The organism is Bacterioplanes sp. CLAM21, assembly GCF_059641015.1.
In genome coordinates, this window is sequence record NZ_CM184929.1 from 1,368,301 (window position 1) to 1,384,131 (window position 15,831).

Sequence of the window (15,831 nt, forward strand, 5' to 3'; positions counted from 1 at the left end):
GGCATTCTCCTTAGCTATTAACTTTAAAGCGTTGTAGCTGTTGCAGCACGGAGTCGGCCAATTGACTGACTTGCTCTGCGTTGGCTGAGGAATCGGCAGCCAATTGGTGCATAGAAGAAGCGCTGCCGGAAACTTCTTCTATGGTGTGACTCATATCGCTGACGGCACGGGTTTGCTCATGGGTGGCATGGCTGATTTGGCGATTGCAGTCAGCGGCGTCAGCACTGACGATGCGAATGGCGCTGATGGCATCGTTGGCCTCTTGGCACAGGCTGACGGTACCGTCAGTGGCTTCACCCAAGCTGTGCAGCTCTCCTTCCAGTTGGCTGCTGACTTGGCGCATGGTGCCTATGTGTTGATCAATTTCATCGGTGGACTGTTCGGTTCTAACGGATAAATTACGCACTTCATCGGCCACTACAGCAAAACCGCGGCCAGCTTCACCAGCCCTGGCGGCTTCAATAGCGGCATTTAATGCCAGTAAGTTGGTTTGCTCTGCAATGGAGCGAATAACACCAAGAATGTCGCTGATTTGCTGGCCTTCAGCGATTAAATGGCTGGCACTGTGGTTAACGGCGTCGATCTTTCCAGCCAGAGCATTTACCCGTGCTACCAGCTGCTCGATCACCTTAACGCCTTGATTAGAAGCTTGCTCGGTGGCGGAAATTTTCTCCAGCGCGTCTTGGGCGTGCTGATCAATGGTGACAATCGACTGCTGAAAGTGATCGCTGGCAGTGCGCATATTGGCCAAGGTGTGTTGCTGTTGCTCACTGTAGTGGCTGGTATTGGCAGCTTGCTGGCGGGCACCATCGGCTTGCAGCTCTAACTCGCGGGCATCTTGAGTCGTTTGCTGAATAATGTCCTGCACCGAGGCGATAAAGCCATTGATGCCATCGCTGAGTGGTTTTAGTTCCTTCGCGCGTGGGGCGGGCAGGCGTCGAGTCAGGTCGCCATCGCCACTATTAATGTCCTTCACTGCGGCTGAGATACGCTGCAGCGGCGCCATCAAGGTGCGTTGCATCAATACCAGCAGCACCAGACTGATGGCTAGGTTTAACACCACTACTAAGGCGATTTGCTGCCACAGCAATGCACGAAGTTCGGGTTCCATAATGCTCGGATCGAGGTAGTAATGCGCGATGCCGACTTTGTTTACCTCGCCATATTCTTCATGTTGCAGCTCAAAATCGCGTACCACCTCGGTTTCTGGTGGCTGCTCCAGGCTTACCAATGGGGCTTGCTCGTCGTCACTTAACGCCAGCAGTTGTGTGCGCTCGCCGTCGGCATTGGTCGTGGCAATGGCAATAATGCCTTCATAAGCCAGCTCTGATTGGATCAGGGCTTTCACCATATCTTCATCAAAGTTCCAAATTGGGCCTGGCAGGCTTAACTGGGCACGCTGGCCGGAGGCCACGACTTGACGCTCAAATTCTGCCAATAGCTTGCCCTCGGCCTGGATATAGCTGTAGTAGCTGTAGCCGGCAATGAGCAAGGTTACGGTTATCATCAGTTGTGCCACCAGTCGCAGGCGAACACTGTACATGGGCGATCCTGGCATGGTTGTTCAGTGTTCAGCCTAGGTCAGCGCTGCAAAGATGCCAGCACAATGGCTGTGATGTGGATGGTGTAACTGGCGTGAATCAGTGCGCATTGCCGCAATCTGTCACATGGCGTTACCGAATGGTTACGGACAGGCGCTTAAGTGCGGGCAATACTGGCCTTGATGGTCCGATACAAAAGCACTGGGTGGCATGGTATGGCGGGATATTGGGCAAGATTAGCCTGCGGCGCACTGACACTGACCTTAGTGGCCTGTGGTGGCGGTGGCAACGATTATGACGGCGAGCTGATCAGCGATACCGACGACGACTCGACGCCGGTTACCGATGAGTCGCCTGCGGAACCTGATGCTGGCACGGCCTGCGCTTCTCGGCTGCAACGCTTTGAGCAGCAACTGTGGCAGCCAGTGTTGCAGCCTATGTGCCTGGTCTGCCATCAAAGTGGAGGCATTGCCGGTCAGTCTGGATGGTTGTTGTCCGCCAGCGTCAGTGACAGCTTGCAGCGTGTAGACAACTATTTGGCTCTGAATGGCCAAGATACATGGCTGCAAAAGCCGTTAGCGCAGCTGGCGCACGGTGGCGGCTCCGTCATTGCAGAAAATTCAAACGAGCATCAGCTGATGCTCAGCTGGTTGCAAGCCAGTGATGACAGCTGTGACAACGGCGACAGCAGTGGTGATGACAGCTCAGATGACGCCGGTAAGCAACTTGGCTCGGCCTTTGCTGGCGTTGAGAATGCCTCGGCCGTTGATACTTTGCGCAAAGCGGCCCTGCTGTTTGCTGGACGCTTGCCTACCTCAACAGAAATTCAACAATTGGGTGATGGCAGTGATGCATCGCTAAGACCAGTGCTGCGTGGCCTAATGGCGGGCGATGGTTTTGCCGAGTTTATAATGGAAGGGGCTAACGATCGTCTGTTGACCAATAAATGGGCCAGCGGTCGAACGCCGGGTCTGGATTTGCTCTATGAAGGTGGGCGCTTTCCCTATATAGAAAGCCGGTTGGAGCCCTTGTATGAGGCCATTGAGGCTGCAACCACCGAAGAGCAACGTGAGGCTGCGCAGCGTGCCCATGGTGAAGCCTGGAGTCGCACCAATGAGGCCGTGGCCAGTGCGCCTGTGCAGTTAATACGCTATGTCGTTGAGCAGGAGCGGCCTTATACCGAAGTGCTCACAGCCGATTACATCATGGTGAATCCGTATTCCAATGATGTCTACAACACCGGCATTGGCTTTGCTGACGATCAAGATGAAGACGATTGGCGTCCGGCGCGCATCCAGTCGGGCTATGAGTTAGGGCCTTTGCCCCATGCTGGCGTGTTGTCATCACCGATGTTTTTAGCGCGCTACCCATCGACCGATACCAACCGTAATCGGGCACGTTCACGCTGGGCCTATTACTTTTTCTTAGGTGTCGATATCGAAGGGCTGGCGGTGCGCTCTATGGACCCAGAGGCCTTGGCCGACAGCAATAATCCGACCATGAATAACCCCGCGTGTACCGGCTGTCATAGTGTCATGGACCCGGTGGCCGGTGCATTTCAGAACTACGGCGACGATGGTTTATACCGAGACGCCTGGAGTGGTGAAGACTCACTGCCGGATACCTATAAAGAGAGTGCCTTGTATGTCGATGGTGATCTCTGGTATCGCGATATGCGACAGCCTGGTTTTAATGGTATTTCGCTGCCATCAGCCCAGGCCGACCACGGATTGCAATGGCTGGCACAACAGATGGTGTCGGATGCACGCTTTGCCACCGGCGCAGTGAAGTTTTGGTGGCCGGCGGTGTTTGCCACAGAGCTGTTAGTGGCGCCGAGCGAGGCGAGTGATGCCGATTATGCATTGCAGCTGGCACGTTACCAGGCCCAGCAAACATTAATCGAGCAGCTGGCGCAGAGCTTTCGCCAAGGGGCTGCAAACGGGCCCTACAATTTAAAAGACTTGCTGGTGGAAATGGCGCTAAGCAGTGCCTTTCGGGCACAAACCGTTGTACCAGGCAGTGAGCCTTTACTGACCGCTACCGGACGGGGCCAGCTGCTCACTCCTGAGCAATTAAATCGCAAGGTAGAAGCGACCACCGGCGGCCAGTGGCACCACGTTTGGAATGAAGACGATGCTCAGCTGACCGAAGCGTTTTATGGCATTTATGGCGGCATTGATTCAGACACTGTTATTACTCGTAGCCGTGAGCTTAATACCATGATGTATGCGGTGGCCAATCGCATGTCCCAGGCCATGGTATGTGGCTTAGTCGTGCAAGAGTTTGAGCAACCGCAGGCGCAGCGGCATTTGTTTAGCGAAGTCGATATCACGGATACGCCGGATAACCAGCCGGCCAGAGTACGGGCGCAAGTGAATCGGTTGATTGAGCAAGTGTGGGGCAATGCGTTAACTGACTTAAGCACTGAGCAAAGCCAAGCCTACGCGTTATTTGAAGAGGTGTGGCGTTCGCGTATTGAGTCTGCTCCCAACGATTATCTGTATTACAACAACAGTAATGACGCCAACGACGATAACGATGAATACTGCCGCCTTGATTGGGATAACGAAGATAACGGCGCGCTGGTACGCGACCCGAACCATACTCTGCGTGCCTGGATGGCGTTGATGAGCTACTTGCTCAGTGACTTTACTGTGCTTTATGAGTGAGGACGACCCATGACTTCAGCTCGCTTTAAACGTCGCCAGTTTGTTCAAATGATTGCAGCCGCTGGTCTGAGTGCATCACTGCCATGGTCATTGCGAAGCCAAGCCGCCGAGGTAGCGCCTTATCAAGGTCCGTTTTTTGTCAGCATAGAAGCCGAAGGTGGCTGGGATGTGACCAGCTTTTGTGACCCTAAGGCCAACCCTGCCATTAACCATTGGGCACAAACTGGCAGCAGCCAAAGTATTGCTGGTAGCCCGATTCAATATGCCCCGTTTGCACATAATCAGCGTTTTTTCTCCAAGCACTATGCCGACATGTTGGTGATTAATGGCATAGATACACAGACCAATGCTCACCAGGCCGGTCGTCGTCACAGTTGGAGCGGACGTTTGGCAGAAGGTTACCCATCATTTGCGGCCATGGTTGCTGGTGCTTTAGGGCCACAGCTGCCATTGGCGTATTTGTCCAATGGCGGTTACAACCAGACTGGCGGCTTGGTGACCTACACCCTGATGCAAGATCCCAGTGTGCTTAATAAACTGGTTTACCAACAACAATTTCTTGACTACGACCCGGACGATTGGGATGCGCCAAAATATTTTCACCGTAAAGCGACACGCGACATTATTAATCGCTATAAAGCTGAGCGTTTGGCACGGTTGCAAAATCAACCCCATATGGCCGCTCGTATCGAGCAGGCACTGAATCAATACGCCACGGCCCACGCAGGTCAGACGCAGCTGCAAGCGCTGGCGGATTATATTCCGGCTAACCTGGTCAGTAATACCGATGACGATGGCCATTGGAATCCACTGCGACGCCAGGCGCAAATTGCATTGGCTGCTTACCAATCGGGGCTGTGCGTCAGTGCTGACTTAGTGACCTGGGGCTTTGACTCCCATGCTGATCATGACGCCGAGCAAACCGAAGCCATGCAGCGATTACAAAATGGTATTGAGTACTTATGGAGTGAAGCTGAGCGCTTAGGCATCGCCGATCGTTTGATTGTATTGGTACAGTCGGACTTTGGTCGCACACCCGAATACAACGACGGCAATGGCAAAGATCATTGGCCAATTACCAGCGCTGTGATTATGGCGCGCAACGTCAGTTGGGCAAATCGAGTGGTGGGCCAGACCACTGCCACCCATGATGCACAGGCGATTGACCCAACAAGTTTACAACTGTCTCAGTCTGGGGTGGTATTACAGCCAAAACACATTCAACAGGCCATGCGCCGCTTGGCGGGTATCGAGAACCATGCGGTTAGTCAGCAATTTCCTCTGGATGCTGAGGATATTAATTTCTTCTCGTAACACGAAATTTAAGCGCAGTGGATGCGCTGGATTTCGATGTCTGTCGTTGGTTGCCAACGTTTTGCTAAAACTATATCAACACCGTATCGGGATTTTTATGGTGACGTATTGGCTTGATTAAACCAGCTGGCTGAGCGCCCCTTGGCAGTAGGCCTGCTGTAATAGAGCCACCCGTGGTTCTGTTGTTTGAAGTTTGTTTTTTGTCGTAGATAGCTCGATAGCCGGCATCCAGGCGGCAATAACTTCAGCCTCGCAGTAAGATGAGAGCTGAGTTATCGATATGACTTCACTGTGCTGTGGAATTCTTAGGCATTTAATAGCAGTGTCATAATGAGGGTTGGGTGGATTTTTGTAGAAAAACGCGCCATGGTGGCGCGCGTTTAATTTTGGTGCTTAAGCGTTTTATTTTTTATAAGCGTAGTTGCTATAACGATGAAAGCTTCGTATCTAAGAACTCAAATTAATTAGACTGTCAGCCCATTTTAAAATATTCCAACGTGTTGTTGGTTTCATCACACTCTTTTACATCGTTTTTGTAGTCGGCTTCGGCTTTTAACTCGGCATTAGGATCAAAAACCCAGTAGCCGTTGAAATAAAACGTCAAAGTGACTGAGGCACCTGCCGCTAATGCTGGTGTCGCCAATACCGCCCAAGTGCCATTGCCGGTATCTGTGAGTCGGGCAAAGCTGGCACCTGCCGCCAGGCTGCCGATATTGCTGATGGTGACCTCGATCACCGAGCGATTATTGGTATGATCCCATTCGGGGTCATGGATTTTACTGACGATCAGATCTGCTTTTCGACAAGCGATCACGCACAAACACATAAAGGCATCAGATTTTTTTACCTCGTCGGGCGTGGCGGCAAAGCAGGCCGGTTCATCATCAAATTGATTGCCATAGAGCCAGTGTGCGCTGGGGTCATCCTTGCCATAAACGATCGCTTTTTCGTTGTTCGATATTTTGCACACATGGGTCACGCCAAACTGGCCGGCGACATTGGCGGTCTTTTCTTGCTCAGCCACGGCCCTGCCATTGCTCCAGATATAACAGGTGCGTGGGCAGTTCAGAGGTCCGTTGGTCTGATAAAAGTTGGGAAACCAGCCTGCTTCATAGGACTGAAAGTTGTAGTCCTGGATAGGATCACTAACTGCCGGAAAAGAGAAGATAGTGCTGGCTAGTGCTAGCAATAGCAGATAAATACGGGTTCGAATACTCATAACAGCTAACTCCATGTCAGTGGTGTGAGTGGCGGCCAAAATGGCCAGGGCATGGGGGACGTCTGTGTCCGCGTGTGATGCTGAAGTGACATCTTTCAGAGTGCAACTCTGTAATGAATACGGTTGCACCAGAGCGAGATGTGAGAAACAGAGCTCAGCAAATATCAGCTATTAGTATGATGCTGCTCAGACGGACGGTGTGGGAGGAATGGCATAGGTACCAACGGCATGAGCAACGGCCTCATCCTGACCGTCGGAGTAGAGAAATACATCGCCAATGATGAGTTTTTTCCCCACCTTGATCAAACGGCAGTCTGCGATCAAATCGCGATCAGCTCTGGGTTTATGTAAAAAATTAATCGTTAGATTGCTCGTAACTGCTAAGGCGACTAAGCCAATTTGGTGCAGGATGGCGACATACAAGGCGGTGTCGGCCAGCTCCATCATGACGGGGCCTGCCACTGTGCCGCCAGGGCGCAGATGCTGCTCAGTAATACGTTTACGTACTCGTGCGCTGCGTTCGGATACTTCATCGATCAAGAAGTTGGCCTGGGGAAAATCCTGCTGAAAGAACTGCTCAAGTTGTTGTTGTGTTGGTTTCATCGTGGCTCCATGGTGACCATCGTTTAGGCGGATGTTGGCATGTTAGGCAACAGCCGGATGGTCGCCAATGGCGTATCTGAGCAGGGTTGGTGGCAGAAATGCATGTCTTGCGGCACGCAATTCTGCCAAGAATGACATCAAACCAACTGGGTATCGATGTCGATGTTGCCCCGTGTGGCATTGGAGTAGGGGCATACTTGGTGTGCATCATCGATCAGCTGCTGTGCTTGTGATGGCTCCAAACCTGGCAGGCTAACAGCCAGGCTGGCGTTGATGGCAAAGCCTTTACCGCGTTGGTTTTCACCGATACCAATGGTGGCAGTAACAGCCATATCAGCTGGTAGACGCACTTTTTGCTGGGCGGCTACGTACTTTAATGCACCAATAAAGCAAGCTGAGTATCCAGCGGCAAACAGTTGTTCTGGGTTGGTGCCAGGGCCACCGGCACCACCGAGTTCTTTGGGGGTGCTCAGTGCCAGCTCAAAGTCGGAATCGCTAGCGACGGAGCGGCCATCACGTCCGCCGGTAGAAGTCATGGTAGTTTGGTAAACAGGGTTCATACAATCTCCTATGTGCGATTATGGTTATCGCAATAACTATATGGTTAAAAAAAGTGGCGTGCATCCGCCAACTTTTTAATGTTATCGCGATAACATATTTAAAGCAACCTTATTTCGGCAGTTGCTCTTTTAGCAGCAGTAGGCGATCGCGTAAGTCGGTGAGTTCATGCACAGGCAAGCCGCAGGCATCAATGATGCACTGATTGACCACGGCGCCTTGCTGCTGCAATGCGCGCCCAGCATCGGTCAGTTCAATGCTAAGGGCACGATCATCTTCTACACCGCGATGGCGGCGTATGAGTCCTTCACTTTCCATGCGTTTTATCACCGGCGTTAGGGCGCCGGACTTCTGCCCAAGGCGGGTGGCGATGTGCTTTAGGGTGACGCCATCTTGCTCCCACAGAATCAGCATGATGGTGTACTGCGGGTAGGTCAGCCCCAGCGGCTCGAGCAGTGATTTGTACATCTGGGTCATGGCTAATGAGGTGGAGTAGAGTGCAAAGCACAGCTGGTTATCCAATGCTAGGGGATTGTCGCTGGTTTGAGTCATGCAAAGTTATCCAAATAGTGTCACCAAAGCAGCAGTGTACAGAATCTTGGCGGTGATTGGGCCACCAGTGGCCCGGCGTGACAGAGAGGCGCTGCTATAGTTCAAGAGTGCTGCAATTAATAGGAAATACCATGCTTCGCTCAATGCTGATTGGCCTTAGCTGTGTGTTGTTTTTGGGCCTAGTGGGCTGTGAGCAGCCATCTTCTGAGGTGGCGAAAGATTCCAGTCATCAGCCAGCGAAGCGCGTGCTGCTGGTAATGAAGTCGCTGGTGAACCCGTTTTATATTGCCATGGAACAAGGTGCCAGAGAGGCCGCCGAGCAGCGTGGTGTTGAGTTAATGGTCCGCTCTGGCACGAACGAAACTCGGGTGGAGCAACAAATCGAAATCATCGATGAGCAGTTAGCGGCTGGCATCGATGCCATTGTTATTGCCCCGGCTGATTCAATCGAGATCATCCCGGTATTAGCGCGGGCTTATGCCCAAGGGGTCAAAATAGTAAACATTGACAACCAAATTGACCCCACTGCACTGCAGGCGGCTGGACTAGCGCCCATTCCCTTTGTTTCTGTGGATAACCAAGCTGGCGGATTTTTGGCTGGCCAGTATTTGGCATCCAAGCTTGCAGCGCCAGCCAAGGCGTTGATTATTGAAGGACCACGCAGCGCCAACAATGCCATACAAAGACGCGACGGTGCCCACCAGGCCTTGCGCGAATCTGGCCGGGTTGAGGTGGTGGCGTCGGAGGAGGCACATTGGCGGTTGGAGCAAGCCTATGCCTTGGTTAAGCAAGTGCATGCAGAGCATCCTGATTTGCAGCTGGTGTTTGCGGCTAACGATATGATGGCATTAGGCGTGGTGTTATACGCACAAGAACATCAGCTCAATCACTGGCTTATTGGAGGCTATGACAATATTCCCGATGCTCAGGCCGCGATTACGTCTGGCTGGCTTAAAGTCACCATTGATCAACAGGCGGATCAGCAGGGCTATCGTGGGGTTAGTACCGCAGTAGATCTGATCGAAGGAAAACCGGTTGATGATCTAGTGCTGGTCGATGTTCGAGTAATGACTCAATAGTGGCATGGGCATGAAATCTGAACGCGTCTGGTATCACTCCCTGCAAAACCGACTGATTTTATACATGGTGGTCAGTACCTTGTTGCCATTATTGCTGCTTGGGGCCGTGTCGTTTCATCTATCAAAAACGGGTTTAAATGATCAGGCCAATGACTTAACCGCCGCATTGCTACGCCAGGAAGTCAGCAATATTGAGGGCTTTGCACGAGATGCCAGACGCTTGGCAAGCAACCTGGCCGAGTCAGAACCGATACTAAGCATTGTTGAGCGTATTGGCACGTCACAGTCATTAAATAATATAGAGAGGCTGCGTCTTAAGGCGCGTATCGAGGAGCGGCTGGGCTCTACTATTAGCTTGCAAGGCTTGATTGCCATTGATGTGGTGGTCAGTGATCTGGTGTTTAGCATTGGTGATCTAAGTGCCGGTAAACGCTTTGACTATGAGTTGTTTAAGCGCTGGATGCGTCATTGTGAAAAGCAGCAACGCTCATTGTGTTGGCCTGGGATCGAAAACAATACCCATCTGGATTCACAATATGGGTTTGTTATTCCGGCTATCAGTCGCATTACTCGCTTTGATGAAGCGAGTTCCAGTTATCAAACCTTGGCCATATTGGTTTTAAAATACGATGTCGAAAAGCTCTACGAGGAAGTGCACAGTCATCAAACTGAATTGATGTATCACATTTTGAGCGATGCCAATCAACGTATTGTTTACCACCCGCATAAATCCAGGCTAAAAGGCAGCTTTGAATGGCCCGAAAGCTTTCAGAAAACACCGTATGGACGGCGTTACATAATGAGCTTAGATGGCAAGCCTGTGCGTGTTTTAAGTAAAAGTATTCCCTCGATGGGATGGAACCTTGCCGGTATTATCGCTACCGATGTGCTGCAGCAGCGTGCCATTATGATAGGTCGACTGTCGATCGCCTGCTGCTTGTTTGCCATTTTGCTGATGGCACTGGCAGCGCTGTATTTATCTAAAAAAGTCGTGCGCCCGATCGAGCAAATTACCGAACTGGCTAAGTGTCACGACACTAGTCCAAGTCAGCTGATATCAACAACTCGCATTACTGAGATTAATCAGCTGGTGCACTGGTTCAACCAATATAAGGAGATCGTTGATAAGGATAAAGCACAGCAAGAAGAGTTGCGCATCGCCTATGAAGAGCTACAGCAAACACAACAACGTTTGGTTGAAAGTGAAAAAATGGCTGCGCTGGGTAGCATTGTTGCTGGTGTCGCACATGAAATAAATACTCCAATCGGGGTATCTATCACGGCAAACTCTATGCTGCAGGAGAGTTTACCAGCGTTAAGTCAGCGCTTTGAAAGTGGCGATATGACCCGCTCTGAACTGGCTGATTTTCTTGAGCAGGGTCAGGAAGTGGCAGAAATCTTAAGTGTAAACTTGCGCCGTGCAGCGGAGCTGGTGACTCGCTTTAAGCGTACGGCGGCCAACCAAAACCAGGACTTCCTGACGGAAATACAGTTGTTGGATTATATCCAGGATGTGGTTGATAGTTTGCGTCCAGCCATTCGAGAATATCGGCTATCACTAAAAATAGAGGGTGATAAGGATGTCACGATTCATAGTTATCCCGGAATCCTATGGCAAATCATCACTAACCTAATAATGAACTCCTTGCATCACGGTTTTGATCCTGAACATGAGGGGCATATCTCGATTCAGGTTCAGTCGCAGCAAGATCAGGTGGAGATTTTCTATCGGGATGATGGCAAAGGAATACGCTTGGATGATTTGCCGAAGATTTTTGATCCGTTTTTTACCACAAGGCGCCATGCCGGCAATACAGGATTGGGGTTGAATATGATATACAACCTCGTGGTGCAAAAGCTCAATGGTCATATTGAATGTGACAGCGAGCAGGGGCATGGCGTGTTGTTCACCATTCGTTTACCTATCTCGGTGGAGGCGGTATCGAGTTAGTCTTCTTGTCTTCTTGTCTTCTTGTCTTCTTGTCTTCTTGTCTTCTTGTCTTCTTGTCTTCGGGCAATACCTGCCGCGATTTGGTACTCGCATCAGCTTAGCTCTGCCAACGTCATGTTTCTTGATCGGCTTGGCTGGTTTGTCCAATCAAGCCCTTCCATCCGCCATCTATTGAGAAGTCGTTGTGCTCTTACATGTAATGCTTCTGTGTTACATGTGATGCACTTGATTTGATTACATGTAAGGTGATAGTCTGCTGTCATGAAAGCAAAATCGTCCGCATATTATCAACGTGAATACCGCCGGCGGCTGCGTGAGCAGGGCTTGGTGAAGAAGGAAGTGTGGGTTCTCCCTGAGAATGCCAAGCAACTGGCATTGCTGGAAAAGCGCTTGCGCTTACCCGGGGGAGTGGTGGAGTCAGCAGGAGAAGTGATGATGACAGAAGTGATTGAGCGCTGGACAACGGACAGCTTGTTTGAGGCGCTGAAGGCCACTGAGCTGTTTGAGCAAGGACGAGCGTCTGTAGAAATAATCGAAGGTGTTGATCCGGCTTTACACGTGGTGATGTACGAGTATGGTGATCTGCCTGTGTTTTTAACCGTGTCAGGTGATCAAATCATCGTTGAGTCGGTGCTGTGGCCGTTGGCAGATGTGGCAAATGTGCAGCAATTTAATGATGCCGTGTTGCGCACCCATAAATACCTGCCACTGTCGACCATCAGTTTGGATCATATTGATGGTGAAGACTATTACCATATGTTTGGCGCGCTGAGTGCCACCTCGATCCTGTCGAATGTGGTGTTTGAGCTGGAAATGCTGGCCAGTAACGTCATTCAGGCGACCGAGGCGTACGGTGAGTTTTTGAACTTGCCCGTCGCCGCGAATTAAACAGAGGAAAGCAATAGGATGAATATCTGGGCGAAAATGATGACGGCGCTGCGTGGCGGTATCAACGAGGCCGGTGAAGCCATCGTTGATGGTCAGGCGCTGAGAATACTGGATCAGGAGGTCCGGGAAGCGGCCGCCGAGCTGAAGCAAAGTAAAAACAGCTTGGCGGAAATCATCGCCCAGCAGAAACTGTCACAGCAAAAAAGTGCTGCATTGAAGTCAGAGATTGATGAGCACGAAGGTTATGCGCTAAAAGCGTTGGATAAAGGCGACGAAGCATTAGCACTGGAAGTAGCCGATAAGATCGCACAATTGGAAGCGGATTATCGGCTGGAGCAGGAGAGTGAAGCCGGTTTTGCTGCCAACGCCGATAAGTTGCGCATGGTCATTACTCAAACCGAACGCACGTTAAAACGATTGAAACAACAGATTGATACCGTTAAAGCCACAGAAAACGTGCAGCGTGCCCAGGCAGCGGTGGCGGAGCGTTACAGTGGCTCGCACTCTCGGCTGCGCACTGCAATGGACTCGTTAGAGAGAATCAAGGAAAAGCAGGCAATGCGTGATGCGCAGATGGCCGCTGCCGATGAATTGGCGCAGCAACAACCGGACGTGTCTCTTAAGGCCAAGCTAGAGCAAGCCGGCATCGCCACCTCAGGTAACAATGCTAATCAAATTTTGCAGCGTCTAAAGAATAAACAATAACCATAATGCGCCCAGGTTGCTGTGCCTGGGTTTCTATCAGAACAGTAAAAGGAAAATGGATGTTTGCTATTTTTCTAACCGAAGGGATGAACCCTTTTTATCAAAATATCGCATCCTTCCCGACGGCGATATTCACGGTCGTGCTGGCAGTCTGTGCCTTGTATTGGCTAATCGCGGTATTAGGCATGGTTGATATTGATATTCTCGATATTGATTTACCAGAAGCAGATGGTGATCTCGATGTGGGCGGCGGCACCGAATCTGGTGGACCAAACGTATTGGCTGGTTTATTAATGCGCTTTGGTTTAGTCGGTGTGCCCGTCACCATTATTGTCACCTTGATCGCATTATTTGGCTGGTTGCTGTGTTATTACTTGGTGCACTTTAGCTTTGCCTGGATACCCGATGGAATCCTACAATGGCTGGCCGGTGTTCCGGTATTCTTATTGTCTTTGTTCGTTGCTGTGATGCTCACTGCCCAAGTCATCAAGCCGCTTAGACCGCTGTTCAAAAAAACTGAGCAAGAAACCACCAAATACTTACTAGGTCAAACAGCCATTGTGCGCACTTCACGTGTCGATGAGGCGTTTGGTGAAGCAACCTTGGCCGACGGTGGTGCCGGATTGATTCTAAAGGTCCGCTCTGGTCCTCAGGAGAGCTTTACAAAAGGAGATCGGGTGGTTTTGTTGGAATATCTAGCAGAACAAAATGCCTATCGCGTGATATCTGAGAAAGAGTTTTCTCAGTCCAGTTGATTAATTAAAAAAGGAAGTGGAGTAACTATATGGCAGATTTATCTGTGTTGACGCCTATACTGATTACCATAGGCATTGTGTTTGCAGTCATTATGGGGATTGCAGCGTTATTTAAAGCCTTTTATTACAAGGTGGATCAGGGTACCGCCTTGATTGTTAACGATATGACTTCCAAACCGAAGGTGCATTTCACCGGGGCCTTGGTTTACCCGATTATTTACAGAAAGGAGTTGATGAAAATCTCGCTGATCACACTGGAAGTGGATCGTCGAGGTAAAGACGGTTTGATCTGTGCCGATAATATGCGCGCAGATATTACCGTGGCCTTTTATCTGCGTGTTAATGAAACCGCAGAAGATGTATTGAAGGTCGCTAAATCTATAGGTGCTAATCGTGCTTCTGACCGTGAAGCGGTGAATGAGCTGTTTAATGCTAAGTTCTCTGAGGCACTCAAAACCGTTGGTAAGCAAATTGAGTTTGTTGCTCTATTTGAAAACCGCCAAGACTTTAGGGATAAGATTATCCAAGTGATTGGTGAAGACCTGAATGGTTATGTACTGGAAGATGTCGCCATTGACTATCTTGAACAAACGCCAAAGTCTTCACTGGATGCTCACAATATTCTGGATGCAGAAGGTATTCGTAAGATTACCCAGCTCACGGCCACTCAAAACGTTATCACCAATAACCTTGAACGTGACGAAGAACTGGCAATTAAGAAAAAGAACGTCGAAACCGTTGAAGCTATGTTAGAGCTGGAACGTCAGCAATCGGATGCCGAAGCTAAGCAACAGCGTGAAGTGGCGACCATTCGTGCACGTGAAGAAGCCGAAACCAAAAAAGTTCAGGAAGAAGAGCGTCGCAAAGCCGAGCTGACCACCATTCAGGTAGAAAAAGACTTGTCGGTTCAGCGTGAAAACCAGCAGCGTGAAATTGAAGTGGCGGAGCAAAACCGTCAGCGCGCGGTTGCTATTGAAATTGAGAAGGTCACCCGTGCCCGCGATCTTGAAGTGGTATCACGTGAGCGTGAGGTGGAGATTCAAAAGATCGAAGCGGAAAAAGCCATTGAGGTCGAGCGCAAAGAAATTGCCAATGTTGTTCGTGAACGTGTGGCGGTCGATAAAACCGTCGCGGTAGAAGAAGAGCGCATTAAAGAAGTGCGTGAAGTCTCCGAAGCGGACCGTGCTAAGCAAGTGCAGGTATTAGCTGCCGAAGCATTGGCGGAAGAAGAAAAAGTTAAGCAAGTGAAAGAAGCTGAAGCCAAAGAGTTATCGGCTAAGCACAAGGCTGTTGAAATCACCACCATGGCCCAGGCCGAGCTGGAAGCTTCTGCGAAAGAAGCCGATGCTAAGAAAAAACTGGCCGAAGCGACTCAAGCGGAGCAAGCGGCTCGTGGCCTGGCTGAAGCGAAAGTGCAGTCTGCTAAAGCTGAAGCGCTGGAAAAAGAAGGCTTGGCGGAGGCCAATGTGATCAAGGCCAAAGGTGATGCTGAAGCCGATGCCTTGCTGGGCACAGGTAAAGCTGAAGCTGACGTTATTGCGGCTAAAGGTAATGCTGAGGCGACATCTGAGCGTGAAATTGGCATGGCGAAAGCACAAGTCACTCGTGAGCAGTTCAAAGCTGAAGCCGACGGTCTGGTGGATAAGTTTGACGCCATGAACAACATGAGCGCAGAAGCTCGTTCGCACGAAGAATTCCGTATGGGTCTGGAAACGGCATTGAAAGAGGCGCTGGCGTCTATCGATGCAGGTAAAGACATCGCTCGTGAAAATGCCGAAGTATTGGCCGTTGCCCTGCAGAAAGCCAAGATCGACATTGTGGGTGGTGAAGATCACTTCTTCGATAACTTTGCTAAATCTCTGTCTATTGGTAAAGCCATTGATGGTTTTGCCGGCAAGAGCAACACCATTCAAGCCATGCTGGGTAAGTTGATGGAAAGCTCAACCGATAACAGCAAAGAAACACATTAATTAATATGTGACTAATAGGGCCTGCTG

General features: G+C 50.5%; 13 protein-coding genes. 8 read left to right on the plus strand and 5 right to left on the minus strand.

Features of this window, described 5'->3' with window-relative positions:
- Positions 1-10 precede the first annotated feature (10 nt).
- Positions 11-1,543: a methyl-accepting chemotaxis protein gene (locus AC55FS_RS06500; RefSeq protein ID WP_496935263.1), complete on the minus strand. Its 1,533-nt coding sequence runs from the start codon at positions 1,541-1,543 to the stop codon at positions 11-13.
- A 213-nt stretch (positions 1,544-1,756) separates the two neighbouring features.
- On the opposite strand from AC55FS_RS06500, the gene AC55FS_RS06505 reads away from it, so the two are divergent.
- Positions 1,757-4,210: a hypothetical protein gene (locus tag AC55FS_RS06505; protein WP_496935264.1), complete on the plus strand. Its 2,454-nt coding sequence runs from the start codon at positions 1,757-1,759 to the stop codon at positions 4,208-4,210.
- Positions 4,211-4,219: 9 nt separating this feature from the next.
- Positions 4,220-5,524 carry a DUF1501 domain-containing protein gene (locus tag AC55FS_RS06510; protein WP_496935265.1) on the plus strand — a complete coding sequence of 435 codons (1,305 nt, stop codon included), beginning with the start codon at positions 4,220-4,222 and terminating at the stop codon, positions 5,522-5,524.
- Positions 5,525-5,996: 472 nt separating this feature from the next.
- Here the strand turns inward: AC55FS_RS06510 and AC55FS_RS06515 are convergent, their stop codons facing one another.
- From AC55FS_RS06515 to AC55FS_RS06530, 4 genes are all read right to left on the minus strand, one after another.
- Complete coding sequence (locus AC55FS_RS06515; protein WP_496935266.1) at positions 5,997-6,743, minus strand: CARDB domain-containing protein; 747 nt, start codon at positions 6,741-6,743, stop codon at positions 5,997-5,999.
- 186 nt (positions 6,744-6,929) lie between these two features.
- On the minus strand, positions 6,930-7,346 hold the full coding sequence (locus tag AC55FS_RS06520) for a PaaI family thioesterase (protein WP_496935267.1): 417 nt from the start codon (positions 7,344-7,346) through the stop codon (positions 6,930-6,932).
- Between the two features lie 137 nt (positions 7,347-7,483).
- A complete protein-coding gene (locus AC55FS_RS06525) occupies positions 7,484-7,906 on the minus strand; it encodes an organic hydroperoxide resistance protein (protein WP_496935268.1) in 423 nt (140 codons plus the stop codon).
- Positions 7,907-8,015: 109 nt separating this feature from the next.
- Positions 8,016-8,456 carry a MarR family winged helix-turn-helix transcriptional regulator gene (locus AC55FS_RS06530; RefSeq protein ID WP_496935269.1) on the minus strand — a complete coding sequence of 147 codons (441 nt, stop codon included), beginning with the start codon at positions 8,454-8,456 and terminating at the stop codon, positions 8,016-8,018.
- 131 nt (positions 8,457-8,587) lie between these two features.
- Here AC55FS_RS06530 and AC55FS_RS06535 point away from each other — a divergent pair, with 131 nt between their 5' ends.
- The 6 genes from AC55FS_RS06535 to AC55FS_RS06560 all read left to right on the plus strand — a co-directional run bounded on the left by AC55FS_RS06535 (position 8,588) and on the right by AC55FS_RS06560 (position 15,804).
- Entirely contained in the window at positions 8,588-9,535 is a 948-nt protein-coding gene (locus tag AC55FS_RS06535) for a substrate-binding domain-containing protein (RefSeq protein WP_496935270.1), read from the plus strand.
- A gap of 10 nt (positions 9,536-9,545) precedes the next feature.
- Positions 9,546-11,486: a sensor histidine kinase gene (locus AC55FS_RS06540; RefSeq protein ID WP_496935271.1), complete on the plus strand. Its 1,941-nt coding sequence runs from the start codon at positions 9,546-9,548 to the stop codon at positions 11,484-11,486.
- A 261-nt stretch (positions 11,487-11,747) separates the two neighbouring features.
- A complete protein-coding gene (bacA, locus tag AC55FS_RS06545; RefSeq protein ID WP_496935272.1) occupies positions 11,748-12,374 on the plus strand; it encodes a biofilm formation regulator BacA in 627 nt (208 codons plus the stop codon).
- An 18-nt stretch (positions 12,375-12,392) separates the two neighbouring features.
- Positions 12,393-13,079, plus strand: coding sequence for a PspA/IM30 family protein (locus AC55FS_RS06550; RefSeq protein ID WP_496935273.1), 687 nt, complete (start codon positions 12,393-12,395; stop codon positions 13,077-13,079).
- 59 nt (positions 13,080-13,138) lie between these two features.
- On the plus strand, positions 13,139-13,834 hold the full coding sequence (locus tag AC55FS_RS06555) for a DUF1449 domain-containing protein (RefSeq protein ID WP_496935274.1): 696 nt from the start codon (positions 13,139-13,141) through the stop codon (positions 13,832-13,834).
- A gap of 29 nt (positions 13,835-13,863) precedes the next feature.
- Positions 13,864-15,804 (plus strand): hypothetical protein, encoded by a 1,941-nt coding sequence (locus AC55FS_RS06560; protein ID WP_496935275.1) that lies wholly within the window; start codon positions 13,864-13,866, stop codon positions 15,802-15,804.
- The last annotated feature ends 27 nt before the right edge of the window (positions 15,805-15,831 follow it).

What these genes read in the sequence shown, in the direction of transcription:
- AC55FS_RS06510 (WP_496935265.1), top strand. Translation starts at nt 4,220, where the DNA reads ATGACTTCAGCTCGCTTTAAACGTCGCCAGTTTGTTCAAATGATTGCA.
- AC55FS_RS06515 (WP_496935266.1), bottom strand. Translation starts at nt 6,743, where the DNA reads ATGAGTATTCGAACCCGTATTTATCTGCTATTGCTAGCACTAGCCAGC.
- AC55FS_RS06500 (WP_496935263.1), bottom strand. Translation starts at nt 1,543, where the DNA reads ATGTACAGTGTTCGCCTGCGACTGGTGGCACAACTGATGATAACCGTA.
- AC55FS_RS06525 (WP_496935268.1), bottom strand. Translation starts at nt 7,906, where the DNA reads ATGAACCCTGTTTACCAAACTACCATGACTTCTACCGGCGGACGTGAT.
- AC55FS_RS06505 (WP_496935264.1), top strand. Translation starts at nt 1,757, where the DNA reads ATGGCGGGATATTGGGCAAGATTAGCCTGCGGCGCACTGACACTGACC.
- AC55FS_RS06530 (WP_496935269.1), bottom strand. Translation starts at nt 8,456, where the DNA reads ATGACTCAAACCAGCGACAATCCCCTAGCATTGGATAACCAGCTGTGC.
- AC55FS_RS06555 (WP_496935274.1), top strand. Translation starts at nt 13,139, where the DNA reads ATGTTTGCTATTTTTCTAACCGAAGGGATGAACCCTTTTTATCAAAAT.
- AC55FS_RS06560 (WP_496935275.1), top strand. Translation starts at nt 13,864, where the DNA reads ATGGCAGATTTATCTGTGTTGACGCCTATACTGATTACCATAGGCATT.
- AC55FS_RS06550 (WP_496935273.1), top strand. Translation starts at nt 12,393, where the DNA reads ATGAATATCTGGGCGAAAATGATGACGGCGCTGCGTGGCGGTATCAAC.
- bacA (WP_496935272.1), top strand. Translation starts at nt 11,748, where the DNA reads ATGAAAGCAAAATCGTCCGCATATTATCAACGTGAATACCGCCGGCGG.
- AC55FS_RS06535 (WP_496935270.1), top strand. Translation starts at nt 8,588, where the DNA reads ATGCTTCGCTCAATGCTGATTGGCCTTAGCTGTGTGTTGTTTTTGGGC.
- AC55FS_RS06540 (WP_496935271.1), top strand. Translation starts at nt 9,546, where the DNA reads ATGAAATCTGAACGCGTCTGGTATCACTCCCTGCAAAACCGACTGATT.
- AC55FS_RS06520 (WP_496935267.1), bottom strand. Translation starts at nt 7,346, where the DNA reads ATGAAACCAACACAACAACAACTTGAGCAGTTCTTTCAGCAGGATTTT.